This is a genomic window from Flavobacterium sp. GL_143 (assembly GCF_057834355.1).
Genome location: NZ_CM174401.1, coordinates 925,898 through 940,618, shown reverse-complemented (window position 1 = coordinate 940,618; position 14,721 = coordinate 925,898). Strand labels below are relative to the sequence as shown.

At 31.7% G+C, this 14,721-nt stretch carries 11 protein-coding genes; 9 read left to right on the top strand and 2 right to left on the bottom strand.

The annotated features are described in order from the left end of the window. Positions 1 to 47 precede the first annotated feature (47 nt). The 4 genes from AC3IPI_RS03980 (at position 48) to AC3IPI_RS03965 (ending at position 5,299) form a co-directional block, all read left to right on the top strand. Positions 48 to 1,502 carry an OmpA family protein gene (locus tag AC3IPI_RS03980; protein ID WP_409417621.1) on the top strand — a complete coding sequence of 485 codons (1,455 nt, stop codon included), beginning with the start codon at positions 48 to 50 and terminating at the stop codon, positions 1,500 to 1,502. A 64-nt stretch (positions 1,503 to 1,566) separates the two neighbouring features. Next, the gene (locus tag AC3IPI_RS03975) at positions 1,567 to 4,332 is read left to right on the top strand and encodes a PD-(D/E)XK nuclease family protein (protein ID WP_489157283.1); all 2,766 of its coding nucleotides are present in this window, start codon (positions 1,567 to 1,569) and stop codon (positions 4,330 to 4,332) included. Continuing rightward, positions 4,329 to 4,631, top strand: a complete 303-nt coding sequence (locus AC3IPI_RS03970) for a hypothetical protein (protein WP_409417619.1) — start codon at positions 4,329 to 4,331, stop codon at positions 4,629 to 4,631. Before AC3IPI_RS03975 ends, AC3IPI_RS03970 begins: the two co-directional genes overlap by 4 nt. Then, positions 4,628 to 5,299 carry an ATP-binding cassette domain-containing protein gene (locus AC3IPI_RS03965; protein WP_489157281.1) on the top strand — a complete coding sequence of 224 codons (672 nt, stop codon included), beginning with the start codon at positions 4,628 to 4,630 and terminating at the stop codon, positions 5,297 to 5,299. The genes AC3IPI_RS03970 and AC3IPI_RS03965 overlap by 4 nt, the downstream gene beginning before the upstream one ends. Here AC3IPI_RS03965 and AC3IPI_RS03960 read toward each other — a convergent pair. Further along, positions 5,296 to 6,078: an alpha/beta fold hydrolase gene (locus tag AC3IPI_RS03960; RefSeq protein WP_489157279.1), complete on the bottom strand. Its 783-nt coding sequence runs from the start codon at positions 6,076 to 6,078 to the stop codon at positions 5,296 to 5,298. The genes AC3IPI_RS03965 and AC3IPI_RS03960 overlap by 4 nt on opposite strands. 196 nt (positions 6,079 to 6,274) lie before the next feature. Here AC3IPI_RS03960 and AC3IPI_RS03955 point away from each other — a divergent pair, with 196 nt between their 5' ends. Continuing rightward, positions 6,275 to 9,787, top strand: coding sequence for a T9SS type A sorting domain-containing protein (locus AC3IPI_RS03955; protein ID WP_489157277.1), 3,513 nt, complete (start codon positions 6,275 to 6,277; stop codon positions 9,785 to 9,787). Positions 9,788 to 9,864: 77 nt separating this feature from the next. Here the strand turns inward: AC3IPI_RS03955 and AC3IPI_RS03950 are convergent, their stop codons facing one another. Further along, entirely contained in the window at positions 9,865 to 11,157 is a 1,293-nt protein-coding gene (locus tag AC3IPI_RS03950) for an aminopeptidase P family protein (RefSeq protein ID WP_489157275.1), read from the bottom strand. A gap of 481 nt (positions 11,158 to 11,638) precedes the next feature. Here AC3IPI_RS03950 and AC3IPI_RS03945 point away from each other — a divergent pair, with 481 nt between their 5' ends. The 4 genes from AC3IPI_RS03945 to AC3IPI_RS03930 all read left to right on the top strand — a co-directional run bounded on the left by AC3IPI_RS03945 (position 11,639) and on the right by AC3IPI_RS03930 (position 14,717). Continuing rightward, a complete protein-coding gene (locus AC3IPI_RS03945) occupies positions 11,639 to 12,199 on the top strand; it encodes a hypothetical protein (RefSeq protein WP_489157273.1) in 561 nt (186 codons plus the stop codon). Continuing rightward, positions 12,190 to 12,723, top strand: a complete 534-nt coding sequence (locus AC3IPI_RS03940; RefSeq protein WP_489157271.1) for a hypothetical protein — start codon at positions 12,190 to 12,192, stop codon at positions 12,721 to 12,723. The genes AC3IPI_RS03945 and AC3IPI_RS03940 overlap by 10 nt, the downstream gene beginning before the upstream one ends. Positions 12,724 to 12,830: 107 nt before the next feature. Further along, positions 12,831 to 13,295 carry a GNAT family N-acetyltransferase gene (locus AC3IPI_RS03935; RefSeq protein WP_489157269.1) on the top strand — a complete coding sequence of 155 codons (465 nt, stop codon included), beginning with the start codon at positions 12,831 to 12,833 and terminating at the stop codon, positions 13,293 to 13,295. Positions 13,296 to 13,352: 57 nt separating this feature from the next. Beyond that, entirely contained in the window at positions 13,353 to 14,717 is a 1,365-nt protein-coding gene (locus tag AC3IPI_RS03930; RefSeq protein WP_489157267.1) for a bactofilin family protein, read from the top strand. The last annotated feature ends 4 nt before the right edge of the window (positions 14,718 to 14,721 follow it).

Sequence of the window (14,721 nt, the reverse complement as noted above, 5' to 3'; positions counted from 1 at the left end):
TTACTTTTGTCTATAATTAACTAAATTGTAATTAAATAAAATTAAGTATGAAACATCTTAACAAACTTTTAGTTGCTGTGATGATGGCGATGGGTTTAACTTCTCACGCACAAGACAGTAACAATCCATGGGCGATCTCTTTTGGAGTTAATGCCGTTGACACTAGAACCAGTTCTGGTGCAGGGAGTGGTTTCTTTGATCAACACTTTTCTCAGCCATTCGCAGTGAAAGACAACTGGAATATTCTTCCTTCTGTATCTTATATTAGTGTATCAAGATATGTTGGTAGTAATTTTTCTGTAGGATTGCAAGGTTCTGTGAACAAAATTGATAAATTGGTTGTTTTCAATCAGCCAAGTCTTGGAGCTTCTGATTCAAGAGGTAATACTGTGTATAATCCTGGTGACTTAATGTACTACGGAATTGATGCTACTATTAGATATAGCTTCCAAGAATTAATCAAATCTAAAGTAATCGATCCTTCGTTAACTGTAGGTGGAGGTTATACTTTCTTCGGAGATAGTAGTTTTGGTACAGTTAATCCAGGTGCTGGAGTAACTTTTTGGTTTACTGAATCTATTGGTCTTGAGCTTGCTACAAAATACAAATGGGCTGTTTCTCCTAACGAAACTAAAGCTACTGACAGATCTGTTTTCCAACACACTGCTGGTATCGTTTTCAAATTCGGAGGTAAAGATACTGACGGAGACGGAATCTACGATAAAGATGATGCTTGTCCAGATGTTGCTGGTTTAAAACAATTCAACGGATGTCCTGATACTGACGGAGACGGAATCGTTGACGCAAGTGATGCTTGTCCTACTGAATTTGGTTTAGCTGCTTTAAACGGTTGTCCTGATAGAGACGGAGACGGTGTTGCTGATAAAGATGACGCTTGTCCAGACGTATTTGGTTTAGCTGCTTTAAAAGGTTGTCCAGATGCTGACGGTGATGGTATTGCTGATAAAGATGACAAATGTCCTACTGTAGCAGGTCCTAAAGAAAACGGTGGATGTCCTTGGCCAGACGCTGATAAAGATGGTGTACTTGACAAAGATGATGATTGTCCTACTGTAGCTGGTCCAGCTAGTAACAGAGGTTGTCCAGAAGTAACTACTGCTGTATTAGATGATCTTAAAGTTCAAGCTAGAGCGGTATTCTTTGACACTGGAAAAGCTACTTTCAAAAAAGGTGATGCTCAAACTCCAGTTAGATTAGATGCTATCAAAGAAATCCTTAAAGATTATCCAAATGCTAAATTCAGCATTGAAGGACACACTGATAGTACAGGTTCTGCAAAAATTAACGATAAATTATCTCAAGAAAGAGCTGATGCTGTAATGAACGCATTAATCGCTAGAGGTGTTAATCCAGCAAACTTAACTGCTAAAGGATTCGGTTCATCTCAACCAGTAGCAAGTAACAAAACTGCTAAAGGAAGAGCTGAAAACAGAAGAACTGAAATTAGACACGTAGGTTCTAAATATGAAGGTAAATTGTAATTTACTTTTCTAAATAATTTTAAAAAGCCATTCTTAATTGAATGGCTTTTTTTATTTTTATACAATGACAGAGACTTACTTTTTAGATAAGATTGCAAAGGTTATTATTGAAAACTATTCGGGTAAATTAGCCGAAACTACAATTGTGTTGCCGAATAAAAGAGCTAAAATTTTTCTTATTGAAGCTTTAAAAAAACAAATTACCAGTACAGTTATTAGCCCAAAAATAATTAGTATAGAAGATTTTATCCAAGATATAGCTTCTGTGCGTTCAATTGATTCGATTGAATTGTTGTTTGAGTTTTATGAAGTTTACCTATCTGTTACAGAGAAACAGAATCAGCAGTCTTTTGAACTGTTTGCGAACTGGGCAAAAACACTATTACAAGATTTTAACGAGATTGACAGGTATCTGCTAGATCCTTCTCATGTTCTTTCTTATCTTAAAGACATTGAGGATATCAAAAAGTGGGGAATTGAGGTTGAAAACAAAACACAATTATTAGAGAATTATATAGATTTCTGGAAACTGCTACCTAATTATTATGAATCGCTGTATACTCATTTGTTGAATAAACAAATAGGATATCAAGGATTGATTTATAGAGAGGCTGTTAATAATATAAATCACTTTACAAATTCAGTTCCGGGGAAACATTTTGTTTTTGCAGGATTTAATGCTTTAAATGCTGCGGAAGAAAAAATTATTCAACATTTAATTGCTTCTGACCAAGCTAGGATATATTGGGATATTGATAGAGTATTCTTAAATGACCCTTATCACGATGCAGGATTGTTTGTGCGACGTTTTAAACAAGACTGGAAACATTATAAAGCAAATGATTTTGAGTGGATATTTGATGATTTTTCTCAATCTAAAAATATACAAGTTATTGGAACGCCAAAAACAATTGGGCAGGCTAAAATAACAGGTAGTATAATTGAAGAAATAATTACAAATAATCCAGGTTCTTCACTAGATAAAGTTGCTGTAGTATTAGGAGATGAAAATTTATTGATTCCGCTTTTATATGCTTTGCCTTCTACAGTTGGTGCTTTAAATATTACGATGGGTTATTCTAGTAAAAACAATCCAACTCAAATTTTAATTGCAAAGTTGTTTAAAATGCATACTAATGCATTGTCTAGAAATGGAGCGTCTTATGTTTTTTATTACAAAGATGTTTTGGATATATTAACTCATCCATTAGTCGAGCCTTTTGCAAATGTAAAAGAGTTGGTAAAAAAGATAAATCAGAATAATTATACTTTTATTACTCATTCTAAAATCGTTGAACTTAATGAAAATCCATCGGATTTATTTTTATTACTTTTTCAGAAATGGGATTCAGGTTCTGTAGCTGTTTTAAATAATATTTCTACTCTCTTACTTGTAATAAAAGAGAATTTAAGTAATGATAATGAAGAAGATAAAATAGCTAAAACATTTGTTTTTGCCATTTTTAAAGTAATCAATAAATTAATTAACTATTACTCTCAACATGGACATATCGATAAGATAGAAACGCTGTATGCTATTTATAAGCAGGTTATTGATGTTGCTGAAGTTTCATTTGAAGGAGAGCCTTTAAATGGTTTACAGATAATGGGAGTTTTAGAGAGTCGTGTACTAGATTTTGATACCGTTATAGTCACTTCTATGAATGAAGGAAAATTTCCAGCAGGAAAATCTATGAATTCGTTTATTCCTTATGATGTAAAACGCGAATTAGGTTTGCCAACTTTTAAAGAAAAAGATGCTATCTATACGTTTCATTTTTATCATTTATTGCAACGTGCTAAAAATATTTATTTACTATATAATACAGAGAGTGAAGGACTAGATGCGGGAGAAAGAAGTCGTTTTATAACACAATTAGAGGTCGAAAAAAAGCCGAAACATAATTTAACTCAGGAAATTTATAATGCAGTTTTGCCTGAAACAGCTTATCAACCTATGGTTGTTCCGAAATCTGAAGCTGTAATGACACGCTTAAAAGAAATCGCAACTGCAGGATTCTCACCGTCGGCATTAACGAGTTATATTCGAAATCCAATTCAATTTTATTTTCAAAAAATATTACGAATTCGTGAAGTTGAAGAGGTAGAAGAGAATATTGCTTTAAATACGTTAGGAACCATTATTCACGAAACGCTAAAGGCGCTTTACGAGCCTTTTATTGGAAAGTTTATTTCAGAAAGTGATATTGCTAATTGTTTCAAGTTGTTAGATGATGAAGTATTGAAACAGTTTAAGTTAGTTTACAAAGAGGGAGAGATTAAAAAAGGACGTAACCTTTTAGCTTTTGAAGTTGCTAAGCGTAATGTTTCTAATTTCTTAAAAGTTGAGCTTGATAGTATTAAAGATGGTGATGCGATTAAGATTTTGGCAATCGAAGAAACTTTCGAAAGAACATTAACGCATCCAAGTTTGCCATTTCCGGTTTTAATAAAAGGAAATGTTGATAGAATTGAACAACGTAACGGAATACTTAGAATTATAGATTATAAAACTGGCAAGGTCGAAAAAGCAAATGTTGTTCTTAAGAATTGGGACGGACTTACAGCAGATATAAAAAACGACAAAATTATTCAGGTTTTAGCGTATGCTTTTATGTATGAGAATAATGCCAAAGGATTGCCTATTGAAGCAGGAATCATTTCTTTTAAGAATTTAAAATCAGGGTTTTTACCTTTTGGCTTTAAAGAAGAAAAGGATGTTAATATGATTATTAACAATGAAATAATGCATAGTTATTTGGAGCAAATCGTGTTATTGCTCAATGAAATATTGGATATTACAATTCCTTTTGAAGAGAAAATAATATGAGAATAATTAAGAAGTTAGGGAATGCTTTTGAGTTTTTTAAAGGTACAATAGCGATTAATCTGGCTGTTAGTATCTTGCCTTTGCTTTTTGGAGGATTGCTTCTCTTTAATTATTCGGTTGTGAGTTTTGGTTTTGCCATAAGTTTAGCGGTAAAAGAAATTAATTCTAAAAATGAGTATTTATTTTATTTCAATAATGGACTTTCCAAGGGTGTTCTTTGGTTTTATTCTTGGTGCTTTAATTTTATTCTTTTAATATCTGGAATTCTCATTTTTAATCTAATAAATAGATTATTTTGAAAAGACATATTTTAGAAATAGATAGTGTTAAAAAGTCTTTTGGGGAGAAAATTATTCTTTCCGATGTCTATTTGCAATGCGAAACAAATGATATTATTGGGCTTCTGGGAAGAAATGGCTCAGGTAAATCTACTTTTCTTAAAATTATTTTCGGAGTTATACCTGCGGATTTTAAGTTTGTAAGAATTGATGGAGTTATGAAAACCAAGACCAGGGAATTAATGAGTGAAATAAGTTATTTGAGTCAAGATAATTTTATTCCTAATGTTTTTTCTGTTAAAAAAGCAATTCGACTTTCGATTGCAAAAGAAAGGATTGATACGTTTTGTAATGACGAAATGATACAGGTGATAACCGACAAAAAGATTGCTCATTTATCAGGAGGAGAATTGCGTTATCTCGAAATAAAACTTGTATTAGAAAATTCTTCAAAGTTTGTATTACTCGACGAACCTTATAACGGATTATCTCCTTTGATGATTGAAAAAGTAAATCAATTAATTATCATGAATTCGTCTAAAAAGGGAATCATAATATCCGACCATAATTACAGAAATGTAATTAGTATTTCGACAAGATTGGTTTTAATCAAAGATGGAAAATTGAATCATCTAAAAGATAAAAACGAACTGATCGAAAAAGGATATTTAAGTCCTGAAATGATTTAAAACCCTTTAAAAAAATCTAATAATACAGTAGTTAATTCTGTTTCATTCTCTATGGAACTCATGTGTCCATCAGGAAAAGTAACAAGAGATACATTTGTATTTTCTATTTGCTGAATACTTTCTTCGTAGTTTAAAACAGGGTCTTTTTCTCCTAAAATTAATAACATCGGGAAAAGATTAGTATGTAGAATAATTTCCTTGTCTTTTCTTATTTTCATTCCTTCTAAGGATGCAATTATCCCTTGAAGAGGCGTTTTTAAGGCTTCTTCTTTTACGAGTTCTATATTCGTAGCAAGTCTTTCTCTATTGTTTTCGCTAAATAAATTTCCAATAGCTAAACCTATAAATGCGGCATAGTTTTGTTTAACGGCTTTAATAGCTCGATTTCGATTTAGCTTTCGTTCAGCACTATCAGGTTTAGATGTAGAATTTAATAAAACCAACCCTTCTATCTTTTCGGTATATAATTCGGCGAAAGCCAAAGCAACATATCCGCCCATAGAATGTCCTATAAAAATAGCTTTATTAATATTAAGATGAGATAAAACTTCATTAACTACATCGGCATTATCCTCCATGGTGTGAACGTAACCTAGAGGCTCAGTTTTTCCATGACCCAATAAATCAATAGTAATAACACGGTAATTTTTAGAGAATGCATCAACATAGTGGTTCCACATCGTTTTGTTTTCCAAAAAACCATGAAGTAGAACTATAGCAGTTCCTTTTCCTGTGTCTGAATAAGAAATATTGGTATTTTTAAAAAGAATATTTTTCATTATTATCGTTTGTACAAAAATAGTATTTTGAATGTTAATCGCGCAAAACAATATATTTTTGTTTTTTTTTGCATGAAATTGACTATTAAGTAAAATGTTTTTTTAACTAATCAGTTTTTTTAGTCTGTTTCTTTCATCTTGCATACATTATAAAATTGATTAGCTTTGTGAATTATAATAATTAACTTACAAACATATGAAGTCAATTTTACTTTCTGCCTTTTTTCTGCTTAATATTCAATTGGCCTTTTGTCAATGGGAGAATTTAAATACTGGATTAACGGATGATTTGTCAGGAGTCGTTTTTCTAGGAGATAACGGATTGGTGTCTGGAACACATGGACTCTATTATACTACTACTGGAGGTCATGGAGCAGCTAGTTGGAAAAAAATTGAGATAACAGATAATGCTGATAATACTACGATATATAAAAACACTAATTTTACGCATTGTTTTTCAGATACAAGTGGTTCAGTTTCTACTGGGTTTGTTTTTGCCTGTGGACAGAATACTTTGACCAAACAAGCAATTATTATGAAAATTGAGTTGCCATCACTTAAATATGAAATTATATATATTGGCGATACAAACTCAAAATTAAATCAAATTACCTATTCCTATTATAACAGATCGTATGTTGCAGTAGGTGAAAATGGATTAATTGTTACTTTTGCATCAACGGGTATTGTAAAAGCAAAAAATATTAGCGCTGATAATTTTTCTTCTGTTAGTTTTTATGACCAAAGGTGTAAGATAGCTACTACTGGCAAAATATTGTATTTTGAGTATTTTGATTCTAATTATCGTTATGAGGAAATATTAACGCCTGACTCTGATATTAAAGCAATAGCTTATGGCACTGGAAGGTTTAGTAATGGAGTAACTTTTTGTGCTGGAAATAGATTTTCACGATATGATATTTATAATTCGCTTAGTAATAATCACACCAACTTTTATAATGGGCCTTTGAATGCAAAATGTATTTCTGCTAGTTCAGATAGCGAGTATGTGGGAACGGATCATGGGATTTATTATGTTGCAAATAGCCAGGCTCTTGAATGGCAATCTACATCTTCAAATTATGGCATAAATTGTTTTTGGAAACAAATGGCAAATGAAGCTTTATATGCATGTGGAAATTCTGGTGTTATATTAAAAACCAGTAATGGAGGGGGAACAAGGGTTCCTTATGTAAGTATTTCAGAAACGATAGGTGGCTGTGTTGGAGGGACTGTATTTGTAAAGCCTATTACGGGATCTGTTAAAAGTTGTCAATGGTATGTAGATAATGTTAAGGTTGATTCGGCATGTGGTAATTTGTTATATGATTTTAAAACGGTTGGCAATCATGATATTAGGTATTCAGTTACGAATTTTTACGGAGTTGAATCTTCCGATGTTAAAACCATTTATATTAGTCCAATTCCAGCAATTAATTTACCAGTCAGTATCAGTGATAATATTTTGTGCAAAAGTGAACCGATAACTATTCAAATCCAAAATTCTGAGGCAGATGTTGTTTATACACTACGAAGTGGTGCTACCCGTTTTGGAACAAGTGGTCCTGGGAACGGACAAACTATTTCTTTTATAAGTAATCAAATAACTGAATCTGGAGATTATTTTTTAGAAGCTAAAAATAGAAACGCTGATTGTGTTGTAAGTTTTACCGATAGATTTCACATTACGGTAGAACATACAAAAGCAGAATTTCATAAAGATTTAATAAATGCTAAACCAAATGAAACTACTGTATTTTATCAAAAAGCTATAGATGCACAAAACTATAAATGGGATTTTGCGCCAAATGCCTCACTGGTGACTTCAAATGGAGTACAAGAGAACGTAAGTTTCTCAAAAGAGGGAGATACAAAAATTGATTTCGAAGTCTGGTCAAATAATGGTTGCTACGATAAAATAAAAAAAGAAGGACCTTTTATTTATGATGATCCTGGAAATTCGAATAAGTGCTGGGCTCTGATTAATGATGGGGTAGATTCTGAATGGAATGGATATGAATATGAAGGTAATAATGGATTAACACCAACAGACGACGGTTTTTTGGTTTCTGGAGGATTTAATGACCAGATATTTGATTCTAAAATTGGAGTAAAACCTAATTATAAAAATAAAAAAGGGGGCTTTCTAACAAAATATGATAGAAACGGAGTTTTAAAATGGATTGTTAGCACAGAACATGACCCTAGAATTCGCGAAAGAGATATCATATATTCTTCTGTAGTAGATCATGATGGGAACATATATATATGCGGTACTCATGAAGGTATATTTATAGATAATAAGGGCGAAAGAATAAAAGTAAGCCCAGTAATCGGCTCAAGTAGTAATATTGGCTATATCATTAAACTGGATAAGCAGGGAAAAATAATTTGGAAATTAAATAGCACTGTCGGTGGTCCTTTGGCAAAAAAACTTTATATCGACAAAGAGAATAATTTAGTCACAACAATTCAACTAAATTATGTTTATGAGGATAAATTTCAATTGTATTTTAACGGTAAGCCTTCAACCGTCATTAATCAAAAGCAAGTAACGTCGCAAGCAGATAACTTAACAATGTTAAAAATATCACCTGCGGGATCAGTAATTTGGTATGCAGGAATTACGATTAGACACGTAAATGGTGCAGGAATTGTTGATGTTGGATTTGATAAAGATAATAATATTTGCGTAGGAGGAAATTATGAGTTTGACGCAGACTTTTACTCCGCAGGTAATACGACAACACCCGAGGTTCTGAAACGTTTTGAGGGATATGGGGCTAAAATGTTTTTGGTTAAATACAATAAAGAAGGGATTTTGCAATGGAAAGTGAGAAGTAACACGAAAGATGCCTTTTTTAATGGCGTCTCTATGAGCTCAATGGTTACAGATGAAAACGGAGGTAGTTATATCACTGGAGGTAATGAATGCGATACTGCAAAAGCTGTTCATTTCTTTGAAAATAGCGATGGAACAATAACTCAAAAAAGTATTGGCGGCTTTTTTTTAGCAAAAGTTAATTCTCTAGGAAAATGTGAATGGATAACGGGAAGTCAATATGCCAGCGGTAGAGGGGCTAAAATGATTAGGGATAAAGACAAATTGCATATTATTGGAGGTATTTCTGGTACTGGTTCTTTTATTACATCTAATGGACAGAGTTATGATTTATCGATGAGTAGTTATGATTTCTTTTTGGCGACTTATGATTTATCAGGGAATTTAAAAAAGATAACTGCCAATGGAGACAATAAAAATCATGTTAATGTGCCTTACATGGAAATGTTTGATTTTTTCAAGGCTGAGGACGAATCATTTTATTTATCTAGTAATTTAAGAGCAAACAATTACAGTAGCTTTGGCAACGTATTAAGTACCAATGGCATCGATGGAACAGTTATACATTTTAATGAGAATTGTGGAATTGTTAAGTATGAAACTACGTTGTCAACGGAGGATTTTGATCAAAATTCAAAAGCTGTTATTTATCCTAATCCAACTTCGGGTAAAATTTCAGTTGATTTAAAAAATTATAGCGGAAATGTAATTGTACAGATATACGACGTAAATGGAAAAAAAATAAGTGAAGAAAAAGCTGTTGATTTAACGAAACTTGATTTGACATTAAATGGTAGTCAAGGATTATACTTTGTAAAAATTAAAGCTGGTGAAAATATACAAACCTTTAAAGTCCTTAAACAATAAATAATATCTAATAGTAATAAAAGCAAAACGGCTAACATTTCTGAAAGCCGTTTGTCTTTATTATAAAATGAACTGAATTAAACGTTCATTAAGCTTTCTATTTCATCAGCTTCGATAGGAATATTGCGCATTAAATTAAATGGTTCTCCAGTTTCTTGGATTACAACATTATCTTCTAATCGAATACCAAAACCTTCAGCAGGAATGTAAATTCCAGGTTCAACAGTAAAAACCATATTAGCTTTCATCGGTTCGTGTAATAATCCGTAATCATGTGTGTCCAATCCCATGTGGTGAGAAGTACCGTGCATGAAATATTTTTTATACGCTGGCCAATCAGGGTTTTCGTTTTGTACATCGGCTTTGTCTATTAGTTTTAAATCTAATAATTCCGAAGTCATTATTTTTCCAACCTCTACATGATATTGTTTCCAAAGTGTTCCAGGAGTAAGCATTTTTGTAGCCTCATTTTTCACACGTAAAACAGCATTATAAACCGCTTTTTGGCGAGCCGAGAATGTACCTGAAACCGGGATAGTACGCGACATATCGCTAGAATAATTAGCATATTCGGCAGCAACATCCAGCAAGATTAAATCTCCAGCTTTACATTGTTGATTGTTCTCGATATAATGTAAAACATTTGCATTATTTCCAGAAGCAATAATCGGAGTATAAGCAAAACCTTTAGAACGATTACGAATAAATTCGTGAATAAGCTCTGCTTCGATTTCATACTCGGTTACATTAGGTTTTACAAAAGACAATAATCTTCGGAAACCTTTTTCGGTAATATTACAAGCATGTTGAATCAAATCGATTTCTTCGCTTTCTTTTACCGAACGAATACGTTGTAATATAGGGTTACTTTTTGCAACCTGATGCGCTGGATATCTTTCCTTCCACCATTTTACAAAACGAGCTTCACGAGTTTCAGTTTCAACAGTTGCACGATAATGCTCATTAGTATTAATGTACATAGTATCGGCATAAGTCATCATTTCGTTCAGAATCTTATGAAAATCTTGTAACCAATAAACGGTTTTAATTCCCGAAACTTCAAATGCGCGTTGTTTAGTAAGTTTTTCCCCTTCCCAAACAGCAATATGGTCATTGGTTTCTTTTAAAAATAAAATCTCACGCTGATTTTCGTATGGAGCATCTGGAAAAAGCAACAAGACACTTTCTTCCTGATCTACACCACTTAAGTAAAAAATGTCTCTATGTTGAGCAAAAGGTAATGTACTATCGGCGCTAACTGGGTAAATATCATTTGAATTAAAAACCGCGACACTATTAGGCTTCATTTGAGCCATGAATTTTTCGCGATTTTTTATAAAAAGAGAGCTGTTTATTTGATGATATTTCATATTAATTTAGTTTTATACTTTGAATACTCAAAAATACTAATTTTAGAAATACTAGATAGATTTGATTTATTAAAATTTTCTTATTTATCTATACAATATTCACACAAACTTGTCTTTCTGAGGAACGAAGACACGAGCGATAGCGAATTGGCGAAGCAATCTCCACAAGGCACTCACACAAAGCATCTCCAGATTGTCGAGCTACTCGCGAAGATTTCTCCTCTGTCGAAATGACAATATTGAGAAAATCTTAGTAACTCAGAACCTTAGAATCTTAATAATGGCGTGTCCCTCCGGGTCGGGCTTTCGGCTATATCTTTTATTCCGCTATCGCTTCATAAAAGGATACCGCCTCTATCCCTCACGCGAACTCAGTATTGTGAAAAATTGTGTTTACAAAGATAAATGATTGAATTAATTATATGATTTTGTACATTGTCGTGGATATAAAACAGTTGTGCTAATTTGTAAAATAACAGAAGTGATAATTGAGAGTAAAGGAATAAGAACAGATAAATATTTTATACCTCCATTCGAATTAAGAATGGGCGAAATAGTTGTAATTCATATTGATGGCGGAACTGACCATTATGATATAAAAATGGAATTGGTTGATATTTTTACGGGGAAAACAAAGAATGATAATGTAAAAGTTTTTAAACCATTAACTTATGTAAAGCATTTTAAGGAGTCTAACTTTAGGAGATTGTTTTGCCCTGTTACAATTGAAGAATATTTGAGAAAAAATGCAGAATTAAAAAATAATTTTGCGTCTAAAATTTATGAAACCAAGTGGATTACTAAAAGAATAAAAGTAAATACGCTTGCAGGAAATCCAAGGAAATTACTTAGTTTATATTCGACTTTGTCAAAGACAAATAATATTGTTTTTGACTTGGCGGGACAAGATCCTCAAGGAGCAAGTGAGGCATATCAAATCATTAAAGATAAGATTAGAAATGGAGGTTCAGCTATTTTAGTTGATTGGAAAGATGATATGAGAAACGATTGTTCAAAATTCATAACAATTGAATGGCAGTAGTAATAAAAAAACACACATTTAAAATGAAAAAAAGAATTTTATATTTTATAATACTTTGTATTGCTTTTAGTTGTAATAAAAATAAAGAGAAGGAAGTATTACAAAAACAGAAAGAAGAGTTTGTAGTTCCGCTTCCGCCACCTCCACCTAAAAAAATTGATGAAAATAGTTTGGTGGGGTTTGCTTGTTATTATTCTGGAAGAAAGTCTAAACCAGTTAAAGAATTTTCGGAAATCCTCGGTAATAAAGAATATTCACGTGTCAAAGAAAAGCTTTACAGTATAAATACCGCAGAGAAATATTTAGCAACGGTTATTTGTGAAAGACTTCTGAAAAAAAGATTAATTACGTTAACTGAAAATGAATTAAATCAAATTAAAAAGAATAAAGTTAGTAATGAAAAAGTAACAATATGTTCTGGCTGTACTCATGAAGCAGAATTAACAATGAGTGAAATGTTTTCTTCAAATGAAAATTTTTTATCAAAATCGATTGAAGAATGGTTGAAAGGTATGATAAAATAAAATCAAAAGTATTGAAATAACTCCAAATCATAAGAGAGTTGAAAATGCTCTTGTTTATGAAATCAAGGTTTTAGTTTTATAAGAGATAAGTTTACTATTTATAGATTATGACAATAGAAAAAGCAAATATAACCGACCACGAAATCTTAACAGAAATAACCAAAAAGTCAAAAGCATATTGGGGATATTCGGCAGAACAGATTTTGCAATGGGATAAAAATCTAACAATTACCGAAGAGTATATTAAAGATAATTATGTGTTTAAGTTACTAAGCGAAGATTTAACCATTGGTTATTATTCCTATTTTATTGAAGAAAAAAAGAATGTAAAACTGGATAATTTATTTGTTAGACCAGAATATATTGGAAAAGGATTCGGGAAATATCTAATTGACGATTTTTTAAACAGGATTAGAGAAAATAAATTCGAAAAAATAACACTCGATTCAGAACCAAATGCAGAAGCATTTTATTCGAAAGTAGGATTTGTAAAAGTTAGCGAATTTGAAACTTCAATAAAAAATAGGTTCATGCCAATTATGGAAATGAAACTAGAAGAAAATACGAAATAGATAGTATTAATTTATTAATGCGTACGCTAGAATATATTTAAAATAAGGCAGTAAAAAATGAATAAGTTAGATTTTAAATTAATAACAATCAAAGAAGTCAAATCGCAATATCCATTTTTGATAGAGCGAGAAGGATTCGATTATTTTGAAGAATGGGAAGATCAGGATTTCTTTCTTATAGCAAACAGAAATGTAAATTTTGAGGGTAATTTTTATTTAGATCTTTATGAAGATAAAGAGAAAAAATGGCTTACAAATGTATTAAATCTACCGTTAAAAGATATTGATGCAAGAAGAATCGAAGGTATTTTAATAAACGGAGATTTCTCTACCAATGGAACAATTATAAATGCGGAAGGAGATTATGGTCCTTACATTTATATTAATGGTAATGTTACTTGTCAGAGTTTATTATTAGGAGGTTCTTATACCGAAATAACAGGAAATGTAAAAGCAAAGGAAGTTGTAATGACTTCTTATAATCATGGTAATTTTAAATGCACAGGACTTATAGAAACGCCAGTATTTATAGTCGAAGACCATTATACAACATTTGCGGAGCGTAAAAATAATTTGTTTTATTGTAATGATAAAACAGACGATTTTGATGCTAAAAACGAATGTGAATACGATGAAGTTTCAGGAGAAGGTATTATCTCAATAGAATTGCGAAAACATCTTGATAATCCGTTAATAGAAACTTTCGAAGAATTAAAACGAGAATTAGAATTTGGAGAATTGATTTTAAAACAAAATAATCCTCCTGCAAAACCGTATGAATATTGGCGCGGTCGTGTTTTATCAAATTATAGAGATCTTAAATTGGTTCCGAAAGAATTTAAAACCGAGGAACTTTGTAATCTGGCATTAAATATTTCCTATCATGCTTTGTCATTTATGGATGAGAACTTAATAACTTTTGAATTCTGCGATAAATTAGTTGACAAAGATGGTTTTGCAATTCAAGTTATTCCAGATGAATTTATAACAAAAGAGCTTTGTTTTAAAGCTGCTGAAAAGGGAACAATGTTAAGATTAATTCCAGAAGAATATTATTCTGAAGAATTGATTCTGTTAGTTTTCAAGAACGGAAAACATCAACCAGATATTAATGACGTTCCTTCAGAGTTTATTACCGAAAGTTTGCTCAAAGAATATGTAAAAATTGGAAGAGGATTATGGCTTGATAAGGCTTGTAAAGAAAATGAAATTGATAAATTATCTATTCTAAAACAAGTAGTTAAGTCTGGAATAGAATATTTGGATACTGTTTTGGGAAATCATTTCAGTAAAGAAATAGTTGATTATGCTGCGTCTATTTATAATAATGAAAAGTATAAAGAAGAGTGGCGTAATTATGTTGAGAAATACAGGGTTAAATTTGAACGTATTGGTTTAGAAGGGGACTTTCAAAAAGAATAAAAGA

Excerpts from the sequence above, each read along its gene's own strand:
- AC3IPI_RS03950 (WP_489157275.1), bottom strand. The coding sequence starts at position 11,157 with ATGAAATATCATCAAATAAACAGCTCTCTTTTTATAAAAAATCGCGAA.
- AC3IPI_RS03970 (WP_409417619.1), top strand. The coding sequence starts at position 4,329 with ATGAGAATAATTAAGAAGTTAGGGAATGCTTTTGAGTTTTTTAAAGGT.
- AC3IPI_RS03980 (WP_409417621.1), top strand. The coding sequence starts at position 48 with ATGAAACATCTTAACAAACTTTTAGTTGCTGTGATGATGGCGATGGGT.
- AC3IPI_RS03955 (WP_489157277.1), top strand. The coding sequence starts at position 6,275 with ATGAAGTCAATTTTACTTTCTGCCTTTTTTCTGCTTAATATTCAATTG.
- AC3IPI_RS03960 (WP_489157279.1), bottom strand. The coding sequence starts at position 6,078 with ATGAAAAATATTCTTTTTAAAAATACCAATATTTCTTATTCAGACACA.
- AC3IPI_RS03940 (WP_489157271.1), top strand. The coding sequence starts at position 12,190 with ATGGCAGTAGTAATAAAAAAACACACATTTAAAATGAAAAAAAGAATT.
- AC3IPI_RS03930 (WP_489157267.1), top strand. The coding sequence starts at position 13,353 with ATGAATAAGTTAGATTTTAAATTAATAACAATCAAAGAAGTCAAATCG.
- AC3IPI_RS03975 (WP_489157283.1), top strand. The coding sequence starts at position 1,567 with ATGACAGAGACTTACTTTTTAGATAAGATTGCAAAGGTTATTATTGAA.
- AC3IPI_RS03935 (WP_489157269.1), top strand. The coding sequence starts at position 12,831 with ATGACAATAGAAAAAGCAAATATAACCGACCACGAAATCTTAACAGAA.